This window comes from Brevundimonas sp. Root1279 (assembly GCF_001425945.1).
Classification (GTDB): domain Bacteria; phylum Pseudomonadota; class Alphaproteobacteria; order Caulobacterales; family Caulobacteraceae; genus Brevundimonas.
The window spans coordinates 364,560-383,443 of record NZ_LMEB01000005.1; the positions used below are offsets into that span (position 1 = coordinate 364,560).

The following is an 18,884-nucleotide window of genomic DNA, read 5'->3' on the forward strand; positions in this document are numbered from 1 at the left end:
CCGCGATCACGAGCGAATCCGGTCGGATCCTCACGCCACCAACTGCTCGGCCTGCCCCAGATCCACGCTGACCAGCTGGCTGACCCCGCGCTCCGGCATGGTGACGCCGAACAGGCGGTCCATCCGGCTCATGGTCACCGGGTTGTGGGTGATGACGATGAAGCGGGTGTCGGTGCGGTTGCGCATCTCGTTGAGCATGCGGCAGTAGCGGTCGACGTTGGCGTCATCGAGCGGCGCGTCGACCTCGTCGAGGACGCAGACCGGGGCCGGGTTGGCCAGGAAGACGGCGAAGATCAGGGCGGCGGCGGTCAGGGCCTGCTCGCCGCCGGACATCAGGCTCATCACCGACAGCCGCTTGCCCGGCGGGCAGGCGTAGATCTCGAGGCCGGCCTCGAGCGGGTCGTCGCTCTCGACCAGCTTCAGCTCGGCCTGGCCGCCGCCGAACAGGGCCTCGAACAGGGTCCGGAAATTCTCGTTGATGATGTCGAAGGCGGCGATCAGCCGCTCGCGGCCCTCCGCGTTGAGCTCGTCGATGCCGTCGCGCAGCTTGGCGATGGCGGAGGTCAGGTCCGAGCGCTCGACCTTCATGGTCTGCAGCCGGTCGCCGTATTCGGTGGCCTCATCCTCGGCGCGCAGGTTGACCGCGCCGAGGGCCTCGCGCTCGCGCTCCAGGCCGAACAGCAGGCTTTCGGCCCCGGCGGCGTCCGGCGGGCGGGCGATGGCGTCGTCGGTCAGCTTCTGGCCGAGCTCCTCGGGCGACATTTGCGCCGTCTCGCGCACATTGGCGGTGGCCTCTTCCAGCCGTTCGGCGCCGGCCTCGGCGCGGGCGGCCAGGCCGGCGCGGGCCTCGCGGGCGGTGGAGGCGGCGGCCTCGGCGGCGCGGGCGGCGCGGTCGGCCTCGCCGGCCTGGGCTTCCGCCGTCGCCAGGGCGTCGGCGGCGGCCTTGCGGCGGGTCTCGGCGGCGGTCAGGGCGTCCAGCAGTGACGAGCGCTGGGCGGCCAGCTGCTCGGGCGCGTCCGAGGCGGCCTTCAGTTTCGCCGCCGTCTTCTCGGCGTCCTTCTCGAGCGCGCCGACGCGGACCTTGGCGTCCTTGGCGCGGACAGCCCAGCCCTCGCGGTCGCGCTTCAGGCTTTCGAGACGAGAGACGCGGGCGGCGGCGTCGCGGGCCTCGGCGTCGCGCTCGACCCGGGCGGTCGAGGCCGCGCCACGAGCGGCGTCGGCGGCCGTGCGGACGGCGGTCAGTTCGTTGCGCAGGCCTTCCAGCGTCTCCGACGGAGCCTCGGTCCCCTGGGCCTCGGCCAGGGCGGTCTCGGCGGCCTCGACCTCGGCCTTGAGGCGCACCAGGGTCTCGTCCAGCGCCTGGGCGCGGGCCTCCTTGCGCGCCTGATCGCGGCCCAGGGCCTCGACGCGGTCGCGGGCGGCGGTGACCGCCTTGTCGAGCGGGAAGGGCGCGGCGCGGGCGGTCTTCACCGTCTCCTCGGCGGCGCGGAAGGCCTCGGTGGCCGCCTTCAGGGCCGCCTGGGCGCTCTCCAGCGCCGGCTTGCCCTCGTCGATCTCGGCTTCCAGCTCGGACAGGCGGGTGCGCTGGGCCAGCCGCACGGCGGCGGGACGGGGGGCCTCGGCGCGCTGGACGAAGCCGTCCCAGCGCCACAGGTCGCCCTCTTTGGTGACCAGTCGAGCCCCGACCGGCAGGCCCTTGGCCAGACCCTCGATCTCGCCGCGCGCCGCCACGCCGCACAGGGCCAGGCGCGCCTTGAGCTGGTCCGGGGCCGAGACATGGGCCGCTAGCGGCTCGACGCCCTTGGGCCAGGTCGGGGAGGGCGCTTCCGCCCCGGCCCAGTGCGCCGCCGCGCGGGCGTCCAGCGCCGCATCCAGGTCGTCGCCCAGGGCCGCAGCCAGCGCCGCTTCGTAGCCCTTGTCGGCCTGCACCTTGTCCAGCGCCGGCGGATGCTCGCGCTTGCCCTGCACCAGCAGCTGGGCCAGGCCGCGCGCCTCGGTCTGCAGTCGGCCGAGGCGATCTTCGGCCGCCCGCGCCGCCTGACGGGCCTCCTGCTCAGTCCGGGCCTTGTCGCCCCGGTCGGCCTCAGCCGTTTCGACGGCGGCGCGGGCGGCGGCCAGCTGGGTCTGAGCGGCTTCCAGCGCCGCCTTGGCGGCCTCGATCTCGGGCGTCTCCAGCGGCCCCAGCGCCTCGCGCTCGCGCTGGGCCTGGGCCAGCTGGGCCTTGGCGCGGTCGACGCGCGCTTCGGCGTCGCGCTTGCGGGCGTTTTCGGCGGAGACCCGGGCCTCGACCGCGGCCACTGCGCCGGCGACGCGTTCGACCTCGGCGTCGGCGGCCTTGCGGGCGCTCTCGGCGGCGGTCAGGGCGGCTTCCAGCTCAGGGCCGCGCGAGGGGGCGGCGGCGATCTCGGCGCTGACCTGTTCGAAGGCCTCGGTCAGCCGGGCCAGCTCGCTCTCGGCGTCGCCGGCCATATTGGTCTCGCGCTCGATGTCGGCGGCGATGCGCTGGCCCTCGGCCTTCAGCCGGTCGACTTCGGCCCGGGCGGCCTGTTCGGCCATGTCGAGGCGGTCGCGCTCCAGGCTGGCGCGGTGCAGCAGGGCGCCGGCGACGGCGTCCTCCTCGCGGGCGGGCTTGAGCGCCTCCTGGGCGTTCAGCGAGGCGGTCTGGGCCCGGCCCGAGGCGGTCGCCGCCTCGACCACCGCCCGGTCGGCCGCGGCCAGTTCGGACGCCGCCGTCTCGGCCGCCAGCTTGGCGTCGTTCCAGCGCACGAACAGCAGGGCGGCCTGCAGGGCGCGAATCTCGGCCGAGATCTTCTTGTACTTCTCCGCCTGCCGCGCCTCGCGCTTCAGCCGGCCCAGCGCCGTCTCCAGCTCGCGGCCGATGTCGTCGAGGCGCTCGAGGTTGGACTCGGCCGCCTTCAGCCGCAGTTCGGCCTCGTGGCGGCGGGTGTGCAGACCGGCCACGCCGCCCGCCTCTTCGAGGATGCGGCGGCGGTTCTGCGGCTTGGCGGCGATCAGCTCGCTGATCTGGCCCTGTCGCACCAGGGCCGGGGAGTTGGCCCCGGTCGAGGCGTCAGCGAACAGCAGTTGGACGTCGCGGGCGCGGACTTCCTTGCCGTTGATCCGGTAGGTCGAGCCCTGGCCGCGGTCGATGCGGCGGCTGACCTCGATGATGGCGCTGTCGGTGAAGGGCTGGGGCGCCCGGCGCTGGGCGTTGTCGATGGTCAGCTGGACTTCGGCGTGGCTGCGCGGCGGGCGGTTGGCGGCGCCGGCGAAGATGACGTCGTCCATGCCCTGGCCGCGCATGGCCTTGGCCGAGTTGGCGCCCATGACCCAGCGCAGGCTCTCCAGAACGTTCGACTTGCCGCATCCGTTGGGCCCGACGATGCCCGTCAGGCCCGGCTCGATATGCACTTCGGCCGGGTCGACGAAGGACTTGAAGCCCACGAGCCGGAGGCGCTGGAACTGCATCCCGCTAGCGGATCACCGGCCCGCCAGCAGGGGCTGGATCAGCGGCTCGAAGGCGGCCACGTCGCGGGCCCCCATGGCTTCCACATCGACCTTCTCGCCGTTGATCAGGAACGACGGCGTGCTGTTGATCCCGTCGGCGACGGACTGGCCGGCGCGGGCTTCGATCTCGGCGAACCCTGCCGCATCGGACATGCAGGCGTTCATCTGCTCGAGCGTCAGCCCGCCGGCCTCACCTGCGGAACGCAGCCAGGCGACCGCCGCCGGACGCGCGCCGCCGGCGTCCCGGATCGCCTGTTGGCCCTTGAACAGGGCGTCCAGCGCCGCGTCGTAGTTGTCTTCGGGAACGCAGCGCGCCATCACGGCCCCGGCCGCCGCCAGCTGGGCCGGCGGCGTCGGGAGGTCGCGGAAGGCGACCCGCACCTGGCCGGAGTCCACGTATTTGGCGCGGAAGGCCGGGAACTCATTGGTGTGCCAATCGGCGCAGTGGCTGCAGGTGGCGGACAGGTAGACGGTCAGGGTGACGGGCGCCGTGGGCGAGCCCAGGGTCCGGTCGCCCTCACGTACGGGGGCGACCGTCTGCGCCTGGGCGAGGACCGGAAGGGCCATCGCCGCCATCAAAGGCAGAATGAAACGCGACGCCCGCCCCACGTCGGTCTCAGCCCTTGGCCAGTTCGGCGTCGATGACCTTCGACAGGTCGTCGATGCTGGCGCCTTCACCGCCCGGGGTGATGACCTGGGTCCCGTTGACGAAGAAGGCCGGCGTGGTGCTGACGCCGGCGTCGACCGCCTGCTTGGAGCGCTTGTCGGCGGCCTTCAGGGCGGCCTCGTCGGTGATGCACTGCTGCACCTGCTGCTGGTTCAGGCCGACGGCGTTGCCGACGCGGAACAGGGTGGCGCGCGGGTTGGTGACGAATTCGCGCTGGTCGGCCATCAGCTCGTGGATGACCTGGAAATACTTGGCTTCGTCGCCGGCGCAGCGGGCCAGCAGGAAGCCGGCGACGGCGGTCGGCGCCGGCGGGGTCGGCAGTTCGCGGAAGACGTAGCGGACTTTGTTGGTGTCGACGTACTTGGTCTTGAAAGCGGGCCAGGTCTCTTCCTGCCAGGCGGCGCAGTGCGGGCAGGTGACCGAGGCGTACTCGACGACGGTGACCTTGGCGCCGTCGGCGGCCCCCAGGGCCATGTCGCCTTCCGCCGGACCGCCCTTGCTGCCGCAGCCGGCCAGGGTGGCCATGGCGGCCAGGGCGGCGGCCGTGATGGCGGCGCGGCGGCTCATCGCAGCGTAACGGTTCGTGGCGCTCATGGCGTCTTCCTCTGCACGGGGTCTGGAAGCATCGCGCGATTCCCCCGGAAATGCGCGCACATGGGTTTTCGAGAACAGAAGCGGCGAAGTTTTGTCAACGGCCCGAACGGTCGCGCCCCTTCTCGGGGTCGCTGAGCACCGCGCGGCCGAGCTGCTCCAGCGAGGCTTTCAGCGACTCCGGCGCCTCGGCCAGAGTCGCCTTCAGCTCGGCCTCGGCGGCCGCGGCCAGGGGCGGCGGCTTGGGACGGGAGCGGGCCTGGGCGGGCAGGCCGACGGGCGGCTTCACGGGGCCCTGGGCGATACGCAGCTTCTCCACGCTGCCGGGCCCCAGGAACAGGTTCACGCGCTGGATGATGTCCTCGGACTGGTGCTGCACCAGCAGGGCCGCGGGGCCCGCCACGCGCAGCTCCAGCACGCCGCCCGCGCCGCCGCGACCCTTGCTCAGCTTCTGCGGCCGGGTGACGCGGGCCAGCCGGTCGCCGACGATCTCGGCCCAGCGCGGCTCCAGCGCCGAGGCGCCGCGTCCGAATTTGGCGTCCAGCTCCTTGATCAGCCCCTGCAAGGCCCGCCCGGCCCTGGGCGCGGGCCGCGGCGCCGGGCGCGTGCGGCGGCGCGACAGGATCTCCTGGACCTCGGCGTCGGTGGGCAGGGTGCGGCGCATTCCACCGTCATAGCCGTCCGGCCCGGGCTTGTCGCGCGGACCACTGGCGGCGCAGGGGACAAGGCCGGGGACTAACGCTAGGGAGGAGGGGATGAACGTCCCCGCGCTCCGCGCCGCCCTGCTGGCCTGGTACGACGCCCACGGCCGCACCCTGGCCTGGCGCAAACGGCCCGGCGAGGGCCGGCCCGACCCCTACCGGGTGTGGCTCTCCGAGGTGATGCTGCAGCAGACAACCACGCCGCACGCGACGCCCTATTTCGAGGCTTTCACCCGCCGCTGGCCCACCGTTTCGGACCTGGCGGCGGCCGCGGACGCCGAGGTCATGGCCGCCTGGGCGGGGCTCGGCTACTACGCCCGCGCCCGCAACCTGCTGGCCTGCGCCCGGGCGGTCGCCTCTGAACACGGCGGCGTCTTCCCGGATACGGAGGCGGCCCTGCTGGCCCTGCCGGGAGTCGGCGCCTATACGGCCGCGGCGGTGGCGGCCATCGCCTTTGAGCGCGCCGCCAATGTCGTGGACGGCAATGTCGAGCGGGTCACGGCCCGGCTGTTCGCCGTCGAGACGCCGGTTCCCGCCGCCCGACCCGAACTGCGTCGCCTGGCGGGTTCGCTCGTCGCCGACGACCGGCCCGGCGACTGGGCCCAAGCGCTCATGGACCTGGGGGCTACCGTATGCCGTCCGGGCAAGCCTGCGTGCGACCGCTGCCCGCTGACCGCCTGGTGCGAGGGGTACCGCTCAGGCGCGCCCGAGCGTTTTCCGGTCAAGGCTCCGAAGGCGGAGCGTCCGCACCGCGCCGGCGCGGCCTGGGTGCTGAGAGACGCGGCGGGACGGGTGGCTCTGGTTCAGCGCCCCGCCAAGGGCCTGCTCGGCGGCATGCTGGGCCTGCCGACGTCGGAGTGGGGCGCGACGCCCGCCCCGCCGGTCCCGCCGGTCGAGGCCGACTGGCGCGAGGCGGGCGCGGTTGAGCACGTCTTCACCCACTTTTCCCTGACGCTGTTGGTGCGGGCGGCGGAGGGCGAAGGCGACTTCCTGTGGATCCCCGCCGAGGAGGCGCTGACCGCCCTGCCGACGGTGTTCCGCAAGGCGCTGGAGCGCGGTCTGGCCTCGCTCTAGGTGTTCGGCGCCCGCGTCGACGGGCGATAGCGGGCGGAGCCCCAGGTCATGGTGCGCACCGAGACATTCCCCTGGCGGCGGTGCGGGACGACCACTGTATGCCGCCCCGCCTGCTCGAAGCTGATGTCGACCAGGCCGTCCCCGACCTGCAGATTGGTGATGCTCAGCCGATCGATGCCCATCGGCAGCATCGGATCGTCGATCTCGACCAGCGAGCGTGACGCATCGATGGTCAGGCCGAGCGCGCCCTGCAGCATGTGGAAGACCGATCCCGCCGCCCAGGCCTGGGGCAGGCAGGCGACCGGATAGGCGATCGGCGGCTCGCCGGTCGTCTTTTCGAAGCCGCAGAACAGTTCGGGCAGGCGCATGTGGAAATGGGTGGCGGCGGCGTAGACCTCGCCCAGCAGCAGGGCTACGGCGCGGCGCTCGCCGTAGCGGGCCATGCCCACGGCCGCCATGGCGGTATCGTGCGGCCAGACCGAACCGTCGTGATAGCTCATCGGGTTGAAGCGCGCCTGGCCGGTGGCCAGGGTGCGCACGCCCCAGCCCGAGCGGAACTCCGCCGACAGCATCCGGCGCGTCACGATCCGAGCGCGCTCAGGGGTCGGCAAGCCGGTGAACAGCAGGTGGCCGGCGTTGGATGCGATCGAGCGGCAGGGCCGGCCGTCGCCGTCCAGGGCGATGGCGTAGAACTGCTCGTCCTCCATCCAGAACCGCTCCTCGACCCGCGTCCGCATGGTTTCGGCCCGGTCCGCCCATTCCTCCGTCCGCTCGTCACCGAGCACCCGGCCCAGGTCGGCCATCGCCTGCCAAGCGGCGAAGGCGTAGCCCTGCACCTCCAGCACCGCGACCGGGCCTTTCGGGAAATGGCCATCGGCGTGGAAAATGGAGTCCTCGGAATCCTTCCAGCACTGGTTCGACAGGCCGGTGTCCGCCCCGCGCTGGTAGCTGATCATGCCGTCGCCGCGGATGTCGCCGTAGTCGCGCATCCAGCCGACCGCGGCGATCAGGTTCGGCCACAGCCTCTCGATCAGCTCGAAGTCGCCCGTCCGCCGGGCGTAGGCCCCTGCCAGGGCCACGAACAGGCAGGTGGTGTCGACGCCGCCGTAGTAGAGGCCGAACGGCACCTCGCCCAGGGCGGACATCTCGCCGCGCCGGGTCTCGTGCATGATCTTGCCGGGGGCCGAGTCCTGGAAGGCCGAGACCTCGGTGGCCTGGCGCATGGCCAGATAGGTCAGCACCCCCTTGGCCAGGCTGGGATCGAGCCACAGCATCTGCCAGGCGGTGATGATCCCGTCGCGCCCGAACGGCGTCGAGAACCAGGGAATGCCAGCATAGGGGTAGGGGCCGGTCGGCAGGTCGGTGGTCAGCAGGGCGACGTCGGCCCGGCTCTGGTCCAGCCAGTCGTTGAAGCGCGGGCTGCGCGGGCCGCGGACCGACGCCCCTCGCCGCCGGCGGCTGCGCATCGACACGCGGGCCTGCAGGGCGTGCAGGCGGAAGCGCGCTTCGTCCGGTGGCTCGCACGACTGCCCGCCGCACTCGATGTAGAGGTCGCAGCGCCGGCCCTTGGGCAGGCTGAACATGAATTCCGCCCGCGAAGCCGTTAGCCGCGCGGGAGGCTCCGAGAAGGCCAGGCAACTCATCCGGTCGACGCCGTCGAGGCCATGATAGCGGAAGGTCACCCGTCGCCCGTCCAGCACCGGCGGCTCCTGGGTCCCGTGCTTCAACCGCGGCGTGCCCCGGACCTGGAAGATGTCGACGAAGTCGGCCCCGAAATCGAAGGCCAGGGGCAGCAGCACGTCCTCGATGCCGTGGTTGGCGATGCGGACACGCTCGAACATCCGCCGGTCCCAGACGAAGCGCCGCCGCTCGATATGCAGCACGCCCGCCGGCGCCGACCGTCCGCCCATCGGCGGCAGGGGCCGGTTGGTGGTGTGGCTGATGAAGAAGACGTTGTCCTGGCTGACGCCCGAACTCAGTTTGGACGGCCGCGCCTGGCCGGCGGTCATGATGAAGCGCGACAGCAACCGGGTGTCATGGTCGAACAGGCCGTCCGCGCCGCCCTTCATGTCGCCCCAGCTGTCGGCGACCAGGAAGGTGTCGGCGTCCTTGAGCGCCATCAGCTGTTCGAGCCCGCCGACTTCCTGCGACTCGGCGGCGGTGACCTGAACGGTATAGGCGTCGTCCATGCGGAACCTCGGATCGGTTTACGACCAGGGCCTCCGGAACCTCGCACTCGAATGCGGCCGTTGAAGGCCCCTCGGTACCGAAACAGACGAAGCCGCCGGAGGTTCAGCCCCTAGGGCGGGGGCCGGATGTCAGCCGTTGGCGGCGAAGGTCTTGCCTTCCCAGGGGCGCAGCGGCGTCACCACGTCCTCCAGCGGAGCCTCGGCGAACGGGCGGCGGGCCAGCAGGTCGCCGTAAACGTCGAGATAGCGCCGGGCCATGGCCGTGGCCGAGAAGCGCAGGTCGAACCGGGCGCGGATGGCCTCGCGGTCCAGCAAATGCGCTCGCGACGCGGCGGCGATCGCCTGCTCAAGATTGTCGACCAGGAAGCCGGTCGCGCCGTCCTCGATAACCTCCGGCGTCGAGCCCGAGCGGAAGGCCACCACCGGCGTGCCGCAGGCCATAGCCTCAATCATCACCAGGCCGAAGGGCTCCGGCCAATCGATCGGGAACAGCAGGGCCTCGGCCCCGCCGAGGAAGGCCGACTTCTGGTGGTCGCCGATCTCGCCGATGAACTCGACGTTGGGATTGGCGTCCACGAGCGGCTTGATGACCGTCTCCCAGTAGGCCTTGTCCTGAGCATCCACCTTGGCCGCCATTTTCAGCGGCTTGCCCAGCTTGGCGGCGATCTCGATGGCCCGGTCGGGTCGCTTCTCCGGCGAGATGCGGCCGAGGAAGGCGAGGTAGCCCTCGGACTTCGGCGAGAAGCGGAACTGATCGGCCGGCATGCCGTGGTGCACCGTGGCCTGCCAGTTGGCGAAGGGCAGGGGCCGCCGTTGGTCGTCCGAAATCGACACCAGACCGAACTCGGCCCAGCGCTCGTAGACGCCGGGCAGGTCCTTCAGGTCCAGCCGCCCGTGCAGGGTGGTGACCGTCTTGTCCGCGTGGCGGCTGAAGAAGGGGAAGTGAAGCATGTCGGTGTGGAAATGGATCACGTCGAACTGGTCGACCCGCTCCAGCACCTCGCACAGCATGGCCATATGGGCCGCCAGATCTGACTTCAGCGGCGCCGGATCCAGCCGGATCGCCTGATCCCGCACCGGGATCAGCCGCGCCCGCGTCTCAGCGTCGGCGGAGGCGAACAGGGTCACCTCATGTCCGAGGTCGACCAGGGCGTCGGTCAGGTGCGCCACGACGCGCTCAGTCCCTCCGTAGAGCTTGGGCGGGACGGCTTCATACAACGGCGTGACCTGGGCGATCTTCATGGCAAGCAGCCTCCCGACGCGGACTCGGCGACGGATCAGCTAACCATCTCGCAGTTGCGAAGTTCCGGGAACGGCGATCTTTTTCTCTGTAAACTTAGCCGTTTACAGAGAATTACAGCGCTGGCGGTCCGTTCGGACTTTCAGGCAGGAGCGGGCGGCAACCGATTGAACCGCCGCCCCTATCGCACCCGTCGTTACTGCATCCCGGCGCGGATCTCGGCGCGCAGGGCGTCGATCGAACGCAAGCCCTGGTCCGACTTGAAGCGCCAGTAGGTCCAGCCGTTGCAGGCCGGGGCGTTCTCGAACAGGGCGCCCAGCTTGTGGATCGAGCCGCTCAGCGAGCCCGAGACCAGAGAACCGTCGGCGCGGACGCGGGCCTCGCGCTCGCCCTTGGGGCAGTACAGGCGGTCGCCCGGACGCAGCAGGCCGGCCTCGACCAGAGCACCGAACGGCACCTTGGGCTCGGACCGCTTGGAGCCCATGACCTGCAGGTCTTCCGGCGAGGCCGGGACCACCGCCTTGATCCGCTTCTCGGCGACCTTGGCATAGCCCTCGTCGCGCTCGATGCCGATGAAGTGGCGGCCCAGCCGCTTGGCCGCGGCCCCGGTGGTGCCGGTGCCGAAGAAGGGGTCCAGCACCACGTCGCCCGGCCGCGTCGCCGACAGGAGCACCCGGTGCAGCAGGGCCTCGGGCTTCTGGGTCGGGTGGGCCTTCTTGCCGTCGGCGTCCTTGATCCGTTCCTCGCCGGTGCACAGGGCGAAGGTCCAGTCAGAGCGCATCTGGGTGTCTTCGTTGAAGGCCTTCAGCGCGTCGTAGTTGAAGGTGTAGCGCTTCTGCTCGCGCGACCGGGCCGCCCAGATCAGGGTCTCGTGCGCATTGGTGAAGCGCGTGCCCTTGAAATTCGGCATCGGATTCGACTTGCGCCAGATGATGTCGTTCAGCACCCAGAAGCCGAGGTCCTGGATCGCCGTGCCGAGGCGGAAGACGTTGTGATAGCTGCCGATCACCCAGATCGAGCCTTCCGGCTTCAGAACCCGGCGGCATTCCGCCAGCCAGGCGCGGGTGAAGGCGTCATAGGCGGCGAAGCTGTCGAACTTGTCCCAGTCGTCGTCGACGGCGTCGACCATGCTGTTGTCCGGACGCAGCAGGTCACCGCCGAGCTGCAGGTTATACGGCGGGTCGGCGAAGACCATGTCCACGGACGCGTCCGGCAGGCCCTTCAGGACTTCGATGCAGTCGCCCCGAAGGACGACATCGGTCTTCAACTCGGACATGATACGCGATCCCGCTCAGCTTGAAGGGGGATTGGTGAATCATCACGGTTAAGTTCGGGTAACCAAACCGCTCACGACCGCGGCGCTTCCCTTGTGGGCGCCTCGGGCAGCAGGAAGCGATCATAGGTCGACGGAGGATGTTCGCGCATGTCGTCGCGCAGCCATTCCATCGGCCGTTGACCCTCGGTGATGCCGCCCCGGGCCGGCCGATCGATATCGATGATCAGCACGACCGCCATATTGGTCAGGAACATCAGGAAGAAGCCGGTCGCCCGGCCGCGCGGCCCGATAAGCACAAAGCCCATGACCGCCGCCGTCACGATCATGTAGACGAGCAGGACCACGAACACCTCGGTCGGTATTCGCACCAGCCGGGCCGCCTTGCGCGATCGGTCGAGGTCGATGACCTCGTTCATGCTCTCGAGGTAGGTGCTCGAGAAGTCGTAGCCGCGGATCGTGGGGAAGGCGGCCACCGTCGCCTGCCAGAGATCGGTCGCCAGACGGTCGTTCCGGGCCAGCAGGGCCGGGAGTTGGGATCGGTCGGTGGCCTTGGACAGCACCAGCCGGTTCTCGGTGTAGGCGACCAGCAGCCGGCTTAACCGCGCGCGGTGCGGCTCTTCCAGCAGCTGGGTGCGCAGATAGGCCGTGCCGATGGCGTTGGCCTCCTGGAGCACAAGCGAGCGCCGGGTCTCGAACCGGTCCACCGCCAGGGAGAAGGTGAAGCCCACCAGCAGGGCCAGGAGCCCGACCACGGCCGAGACCAGATACCCTTCCTGGGATTCCTTGAGTTCCTGCCCTGTCAGGACGGCATCCCGGTCGCTCCAGGTCCGGAGCCTCTTCCCGAGCCAACCGGCCGCTGTCATGGCCAAGAGGATGATCAGCCCCAGCACGATGGCCGGCGCGAAATCGAGCCAGGCGGCGATGGTGGTCCACATCGAACGGCGGTCCTTCAGCTGGAGCCACCATCGCGCAGCGCCGGCCGCCTGTTCATCCGGGAAAACCCTCGGTTCCCGGCGCAGATGGCCTCAGCCCGGCGCCGCAGCGCGACCCGTCACTCCGCGGGCCGCGGCGCGAGGGGAGCGGTGATCTGCATCTCGCCGTAGACGGGCTTTTTGGCCTCCAGCCCGGCGATGAACTCGAGTTCCTGCAGGGCTGTCTGGTTGCCGGGCTCCGCCACGAGCGAGGCCTCGTACGCGGCGCGCGCCTCGGGAATCCGCCCGAGTTCGACCAGGGTGTAGCCCAGGCGCCGCTGAAGATGCGCCGGCTTGGCGGTCAGGAGCGGATCCTCCGCCGCCATGGCCTCTTTGATCAGGGCGTAGGCGTCATCCCAACGCTGCTGGGCGTGCAGGACGACCAGTTTCTCGTTCAGCAGAAGGCGATCCAGCGGCTGGAGGGCGAGGCCTTGGTCGAGGAAGGTCATCGCCTGGTCGAAGTCCCGACGCTCCAACGCCTCGCTGCCGAGCAGGAAGGCGATGCGCGGATAGATATTGGGCCGCGCCACGACCTTGAGCTCGCCCCGGCCGCCCGACGCGGCGAAGTCCATGCCGATGTCCTGGGCGAGGATCATGGTTTCCTCGAAGTCGTCCGAATGGATCACCCAGCCGCCGTCGACCTGCATCACGGCCGGATAGGTCGCCGGCGCTGCGGCGAGCGCCTCGCGAAGGCCCGCCAGATGCGGGGCCAGCGCGGCGAAGCCGCCGGTGTTGAAGTCGGTAATGGCGGCTTCGTAGACGGCGTAGTGCCTCGCCTCGGACTGCGGCGCGGCCTCGCCTCCGAGGTTGATCTTCACCTGAGGGTCGGACTGGGCCGCTTCCTGCGCAGCGACCGAGGCAGCGCAGGCCAGGGGCGCCAGAATGAGCCCGGCCGCCAGCGCCGCCGTCATGACCGTGCGTTTCATCGTCTTCCCCTCAAGCTCAAGCTCGTCGAGCCTTTCCTGACGCAGCACAGGTCTCCGGCGCAAGCCGGAAGGTCGATGCGGCCTTGGCCGGCGGAACCGTCACACCCGCTCACGTTTTGTTACGCGCTCAGCCTCGCCATGGCGCCCCCGGCGCGGTAAGCGGGGCCAACACGCCGGGCGGAGCGAATCCGCTGCGGCTGGACCACGGTTCAGGGCTGTCAGATGACTCAGTGGGTGTACGGCTTCGGCGGCGGTTCGGCCGACGGCGATGCGTCGATGAAGAACCTTCTCGGCGGCAAGGGGGCCAACCTCGCCGAGATGTCCTCGCTCGGCCTGCCGGTGCCGCCGGGCTTCACCATCACCACCGAGGCCTGCGTCCACTACTATGCGAACGGCCAGGCCTATCCGGCCGAGCTCGAAGGTCAGGTGAAGTCGGCCCTCGTCCAGGTCGAGGCCGTCACCGGCAAGACCTTCGGCGATCCCGCCAACCCCCTGCTGGTCTCCGTCCGCTCGGGCGCCCGCGCCTCGATGCCGGGGATGATGGACACCGTCCTCAACCTCGGGCTCAACGACGAGACGGTCGAGGGGCTGGCGAATCTCAGCGGCGACCGCCGCTTCGCCCTCGACAGCTACCGCCGCTTCATCACCATGTATTCGAACGTCGTGCTGGGGCTCAGCCATGACGATTTCGAAGAGGTGCTGGACGACCATAAGGACCGCCTCGGCGTCACCGTCGACACCGACCTGGGAGCCAAGGACTGGGAGAAGGTCGTCGCCGACTACAAGGCGGTGGTGCAGCGCAACCTCGGCCACGCCTTCCCGCAGGAACCGCACGACCAGCTGTGGGGCGCCGTCGGCGCCGTCTTCGCCAGCTGGATGAACGACCGGGCCAAATTCTATCGCCGCATGCACGACATCCCCGAGAGCTGGGGCACGGCCGTGAACATCCAGTCGATGGTGTTCGGCAACATGGGCGAGACCTCGGCCACCGGCGTGGCCTTCACCCGCAACCCCTCGACCGGCGAGGCTCGCCTGTACGGCGAGTTCCTGATCAACGCCCAGGGCGAGGACGTCGTCGCCGGCATCCGCACCCCCCAGGCCCTGACCCGGGCCGGGCGCGAGGAGATGGGCGACATCCATCCCTCGATGGAAGAGGCGATGCCGGAGGTGTTCGGCCAGTTCGTCGAGGTCGTCGGACGGCTTGAGAGCCACTACCGCGACATGCAGGACATCGAGTTCACGGTCGAACAGGGTCGGCTCTGGATGCTGCAGACCCGCAACGGCAAGCGCACCGCCAAGTCTGCGCTGAAGATCGCCGTCGACCTGGCCGCCGAGGGCGTCATCTCCCAGGAGGAAGCGATCAGCCGCGTCGAGCCGGCGGCTCTGGACCAGTTGCTGCATCCGACCCTGGATCCGAACGCCGTCCGCAATGTCGTCGCCGCCGGTCTGCCGGCCAGTCCGGGCGCCGCCACCGGCAAGATCGTCTTCGACGCCGACGAGGCCGAGCGCCTGGCTCAGCTGGGCGAGGCGGTGATCCTGGTGCGCGAGGAGACCTCGCCCGAGGACATCCACGGCATGCACGCGGCTCGCGGCATCGTCACCGCCCGCGGCGGCATGACCAGCCATGCGGCGGTGGTCGCCCGCGGCATGGGCCGGCCCTGCGTGTCCGGGGCCGGCGAGATCCACATCGACGATCGCGCCCAGACCTTCACCGCGCGTGGCCGCACCTTCCGCGCCGGCGAGATCGTCACCATCGACGGCTCCAAGGGCGAGGTGCTGGACGGCGCTGTGCGCATGATCGAGCCCGAGCTGACCGGCGATTTCCAGACCCTGATGGCCTGGGCCGACAAGGTCCGTCGCCTGCGCGTCCGCGCCAACGCCGAGACGCCGCTGGACGCCAAGACCGCCCGCGGCTTCGGCGCCGAGGGCATCGGCCTGTGCCGCACCGAGCACATGTTCTTCGACGACACCCGCATCGCCGCCGTGCGCGAGATGATCCTCGCCGACGACGAAGCCGGCCGCCGCGCCGCCCTGGCCAAGATCGCGCCGTTCCAGAAGGCGGACTTCGTCGAGCTGTTCACCATCATGGCCGGCCTGCCGGTCACAGTCCGCCTGCTCGACCCGCCGCTGCACGAGTTCATTCCGCACACCGAGGCGGAGATGGACGCCCTGGCCAAGACTTCGGGCATCGACGCCGGCAAGCTCAAGCGCCGGGCCCGCGAACTGCACGAGACCAACCCCATGCTCGGCCACCGCGGTTGCCGCCTCGGCGTCGCCTATCCCGAGATCTACGAGATGCAGGTCCGCGCCATTATCGAGGCGGCCCTGGAGGTGCAGGCGACCTCGGGCCAGGCCCCGCTGCCGGAGATCATGCACCCGCTGGTCGCCCTGGGCCTGGAGATGAAATACCTGCGCGAGCTGACCGACCGGACCGCCCAGGCGGTGTTCGCCGAGACCGGCCAGTCGATCGACTACCTGGTCGGCACCATGATCGAACTGCCCCGCGCGGCGCTCCGCGCCGGCGACCTGGCCGAGCACGCCGAATTCTTCAGCTTCGGCACCAACGACCTGACCCAGACCACCTTCGGCATCAGCCGCGACGACTCCGGCCGCTTCCTGCAGGCCTATCTGGACAAGGGCATCTTCGAGACCGATCCCTTCGTCCGGCTGGATCGCGACGGCGTCGGCGACCTGATCCGCATCGCCGCGGAGCGGGGCGGCGCTGTGCGTCCTGGCATCAAGATGGGCATCTGCGGCGAGCACGGCGGCGACCCCGCCTCGATCGCCTTCTGCGAGGAGGCGGGCCTCAACTACGTCAGCTGCTCGCCCTACCGCGTGCCCATCGCTCGCCTCGCCGCTGCCCAGGCCGCACTGCACGCCCGGGCCGGGACGGAGCGGGAAAAAGACCGCTAGTCATCCTGCGTTCAGCCTATGGACACGATAAGGTCAAGGTTGGCGTAGCGGTGTATGTGTCCCCGCGCTCACAGGTTGATTCAGGTTTAGCATGGGCTCTGGAACGGCTCGGCTAGAGAGCCATTTGTAGACCCGCTGGATGGGGCTGGTGACCACAGAAGTCACCACATCCAAAGGGATACAGAAACTATGCGTACTATTCTACTCTCCGCCGCCGCTCTTACTCTGATCGCTGCGCCTGCGATGGCTCAGAGCGTTTCGAACCCTCAATGGACGGGTTCGCTCGGCTACACTCAACTTGATGGGGACCAAGGTGACCTGGGCGCCGTCACGGGTCGAGTCACGGCCAAGATGAGCCGTTACTTCGGCGTCGAGGGCGAAGCCTCGGTCGGCGTGAAGGACGAGGACATCTCCTTCGCCGGCGTCGACGGCAAGCTCGAGCATGATTATGACGCCGCCATCTACGGCGTCGCCAACGTGCCGGTGAGCCCGAACCTCGAACTGTTCGGTCGGGTCGGCTACGGCACGACCTCGATCAAGGCGGACGTGGCCGGCGTCACCGCCCAGGCGGACGGCGAGAGCGTCAACTACGGCGCCGGCGCCAACTGGTTCTTCGACAGCCAGAACGGCCTGCGCGCCGACTGGACCCGTCGCGACTTCCAGGACGACGGCGGCGAGCTCGACACCTACGGCCTGAGCTACGTGCGTCGCTTCTGATCGGATAGCCAGATGCACGAAGGCCCGCGACGGCGACGTCGCGGGCCTTTTCGTTTGCTCCGAGGCGCGCGGGCCTCAGGCGACCCCGGGCTGCAACGCCCAGCGCATCGAGCCTTCGCCGAACGGCTTGAAGAACAGGTCGCGATAGCGCTCGAAGACCTCGATGATCCGGTTGGCCAGATCCTGGGCGACCATCTCGCCGCGCTGTCGCTTCATGGCGGCGACGCACTGCACGACATCGCGCTGGTGGGCCGAACCGCCCATGCGCTTGAGCACCGCTGCGACGTCCTGCGCCAGCGGATCGATCTGAACTGCCCACGGATTGGTGTTCTGAGTCATTCGGGACGCCCCCTTGTTCTCGACACTGCCGAAGCGGTCGCAAAAACAAGCCGGGGATGCAAGCGTGGCCGCGAAAATCGTCATTCAGGCGAGTAAATTGCCGCGGACAAGTCCGTTTGGACCCCTCCTTGAGGCGGCGCGTTAGCTTCGCCATGGCCCCTTTGCGACTCACCCTGATCAGCCTGCTCGCCCTCTCCGCTTGCGGTCCGCAGGCGACCAATCCCCCTACCGAACCCGCTCAGCCGATCGATACGCCTCAGGCCGCGGCTCCGCCGCCGCCGCCGCCACCCGGGGTCGGCACGGTGATGCCGGGCGCCGGTCCCCGCTCATTTGTCGGCCGCTGGGCCGCCGATGTCGCCTGGTGTCTCAACCGGGAAGGCCCGGAGCGGCCGATCGAGATCACCACGACCCGGTTCGAGGGTTATGAAAACAGCTGCGCCATCGCCGCCGTCGACCAGGTGAGCCAGGGCTATGAGGCGGCCCTGACATGCACCGGCGAAGGCATGACCTCGAACGAACGCATCCGCATGGAGGTCGCCGGCCAGACCATGCGGCTGACCTGGCTGAACCGCGACAACGCGACGGTCGCCCTCACGAAATGCACGCAGCTGAACGAGACCGCCGCGAAGGGCTGAGGCGAAGCCGCGATCAGTTGAACAGGAAGTTCATCACGTCGCCGTCCTTGACGACGTAGCTCTTGCCCTCGGCGCGCAGCTTGCCGGCCTCGCGGGCCTTGGCTTCGCCCTTCAACGCGACATAGTCGTCGTAGGCGATGGTCTCGGCGCGGATGAAGCCCTTCTCGAAGTCGGTGTGGATGACGCCGGCCGCCTGGGGCGCGGTGTCGCCGACGTGGATGGTCCAGGCGCGCGCCTCCTTCGGTCCCACGGTGAAGTAGGACTGCAGGCCCAGCAGCGCATAGGCTTCGCGGATCAGGCGGTTCAGGCCCGGCTCGGCTAGGCCCAGGCTCTCCAGGAACTCGGCCTGCTCCTCGGCGTCCAGCACGGCCAGCTCGGAATCGATCTTGGCCGAGATGACCACCGACTTGGCGTTGTCGGCGGCGGCGCGCTTGGCGACTAGGTCAGACAGTTCATTGCCCTTGTCGGCCGAACCCTCGTCGACGTTGGCGACGTACAGGGCGGGCAGGGAGGTCAGCAGCTGCAGCATGTGCCACGCCTTCTCGTCCTCCTTGCTGATCTCGGCGACGCGGGCGGGCTTGCCGGCGCGCAGCTGTTCGAGGGCCAGGTTGATGAGGCGCAGGGTGCCCTGCATCTCCTTGTCGCCGGTCTTGGCGCGCTTCTCGACGTTGGGGTAGCGCTTCTCGAGGCTTTCGAGGTCGGCCAGCATCAGCTCGGTCTCGATGATCTCGAGGTCCGAGATCGGGTCGATGCGGTTCTCGACGTGGGTGATGTCGTCATCGACGAAGCAGCGGGCGACGAAGGCCACGGCGTCGCAGTCGCGGATATTGGCCAGGAACTGGTTGCCCAGGCCCTCGCCCTTCGACGCGCCGCGCACCAGGCCGGCGATGTCGACGAAGGTGATCCGCGACGGGATGATCTCTTTCGAGCCCGCGATGGCCGCCAGCACGTCGAGGCGCGGCTCGGGCACGGCCACGTCGCCGGTGTTCGGCTCGATGGTGCAGAACGGATAGTTCGCCGCCTGCGCCGCCGCCGTCTTGGTCAGGGCGTTGAACAGGGTGGACTTGCCGACGTTGGGCAGGCCGACGATCGCGACTTTCAGAGCCATGGGGGCGGGTATTCCTTGATGAGCGCGTGC

At 69.8% G+C, this 18,884-nt stretch carries 15 protein-coding genes; 4 read left to right on the forward strand and 11 right to left on the reverse strand.

The genetic code is table 11. The features are described 5' to 3' along the window. Positions 1-30: 30 nt before the first annotated feature. From smc to ASC65_RS07655, 4 genes are all read right to left on the reverse strand, one after another. Positions 31-3,468: a chromosome segregation protein SMC gene (smc, locus tag ASC65_RS07640; protein WP_056451293.1), complete on the reverse strand. Its 3,438-nt coding sequence runs from the start codon at positions 3,466-3,468 to the stop codon at positions 31-33. A gap of 12 nt (positions 3,469-3,480) precedes the next feature. Continuing rightward, positions 3,481-4,074 (reverse strand): thioredoxin domain-containing protein, encoded by a 594-nt coding sequence (locus ASC65_RS07645; protein ID WP_056451295.1) that lies wholly within the window; start codon positions 4,072-4,074, stop codon positions 3,481-3,483. A gap of 49 nt (positions 4,075-4,123) precedes the next feature. After that, positions 4,124-4,768: a DsbA family protein gene (locus ASC65_RS07650; protein WP_056451297.1), complete on the reverse strand. Its 645-nt coding sequence runs from the start codon at positions 4,766-4,768 to the stop codon at positions 4,124-4,126. 94 nt (positions 4,769-4,862) lie between these two features. Then, positions 4,863-5,429, reverse strand: a complete 567-nt coding sequence (locus ASC65_RS07655) for a DUF721 domain-containing protein (RefSeq protein WP_056451299.1) — start codon at positions 5,427-5,429, stop codon at positions 4,863-4,865. A gap of 91 nt (positions 5,430-5,520) precedes the next feature. On the opposite strand from ASC65_RS07655, the gene mutY reads away from it, so the two are divergent. Continuing rightward, on the forward strand, positions 5,521-6,540 hold the full coding sequence (gene mutY / locus ASC65_RS07660) for an A/G-specific adenine glycosylase (protein WP_056451301.1): 1,020 nt from the start codon (positions 5,521-5,523) through the stop codon (positions 6,538-6,540). Here the strand turns inward: mutY and ASC65_RS07665 are convergent. The 5 genes from ASC65_RS07665 to ASC65_RS07685 form a co-directional block, all read right to left on the reverse strand. Continuing rightward, entirely contained in the window at positions 6,537-8,729 is a 2,193-nt protein-coding gene (locus ASC65_RS07665; RefSeq protein WP_056451303.1) for an amylo-alpha-1,6-glucosidase, read from the reverse strand. The genes mutY and ASC65_RS07665 overlap by 4 nt on opposite strands. Before the next feature lie 129 nt (positions 8,730-8,858). Beyond that, on the reverse strand, positions 8,859-9,971 hold the full coding sequence (locus ASC65_RS07670; protein WP_056451304.1) for a glycosyltransferase family 4 protein: 1,113 nt from the start codon (positions 9,969-9,971) through the stop codon (positions 8,859-8,861). Between the two features lie 194 nt (positions 9,972-10,165). Further along, positions 10,166-11,245: a site-specific DNA-methyltransferase gene (locus ASC65_RS07675; RefSeq protein WP_056451306.1), complete on the reverse strand. Its 1,080-nt coding sequence runs from the start codon at positions 11,243-11,245 to the stop codon at positions 10,166-10,168. Positions 11,246-11,316: 71 nt separating this feature from the next. Continuing rightward, the gene (locus ASC65_RS07680) at positions 11,317-12,180 is read right to left on the reverse strand and encodes a bestrophin-like domain (protein WP_056451309.1); all 864 of its coding nucleotides are present in this window, start codon (positions 12,178-12,180) and stop codon (positions 11,317-11,319) included. Positions 12,181-12,296: 116 nt separating this feature from the next. Then, positions 12,297-13,142: a tetratricopeptide repeat protein gene (locus tag ASC65_RS07685; protein ID WP_056451311.1), complete on the reverse strand. Its 846-nt coding sequence runs from the start codon at positions 13,140-13,142 to the stop codon at positions 12,297-12,299. 222 nt (positions 13,143-13,364) lie between these two features. On the opposite strand from ASC65_RS07685, the gene ppdK reads away from it, so the two are divergent. Further along, entirely contained in the window at positions 13,365-16,055 is a 2,691-nt protein-coding gene (ppdK, locus tag ASC65_RS07690) for a pyruvate, phosphate dikinase (RefSeq protein WP_056451313.1), read from the forward strand. A 243-nt stretch (positions 16,056-16,298) separates the two neighbouring features. Next, on the forward strand, positions 16,299-16,772 hold the full coding sequence (locus tag ASC65_RS07695) for a porin family protein (RefSeq protein ID WP_235561431.1): 474 nt from the start codon (positions 16,299-16,301) through the stop codon (positions 16,770-16,772). A gap of 75 nt (positions 16,773-16,847) precedes the next feature. On the opposite strand, the gene ASC65_RS07700 is transcribed toward ASC65_RS07695, so the two are convergent. After that, positions 16,848-17,111 carry a hypothetical protein gene (locus tag ASC65_RS07700; RefSeq protein WP_056451317.1) on the reverse strand — a complete coding sequence of 88 codons (264 nt, stop codon included), beginning with the start codon at positions 17,109-17,111 and terminating at the stop codon, positions 16,848-16,850. A 152-nt stretch (positions 17,112-17,263) separates the two neighbouring features. Here ASC65_RS07700 and ASC65_RS07705 point away from each other — a divergent pair, with 152 nt between their 5' ends. Next, the gene (locus ASC65_RS07705) at positions 17,264-17,746 is read left to right on the forward strand and encodes a hypothetical protein (RefSeq protein WP_056451319.1); all 483 of its coding nucleotides are present in this window, start codon (positions 17,264-17,266) and stop codon (positions 17,744-17,746) included. 13 nt (positions 17,747-17,759) lie between these two features. Here the strand turns inward: ASC65_RS07705 and ychF are convergent, their stop codons facing one another. Then, on the reverse strand, positions 17,760-18,854 hold the full coding sequence (gene ychF, locus ASC65_RS07710) for a redox-regulated ATPase YchF (protein WP_056451321.1): 1,095 nt from the start codon (positions 18,852-18,854) through the stop codon (positions 17,760-17,762). Positions 18,855-18,884: the final 30 nt, after the last annotated feature.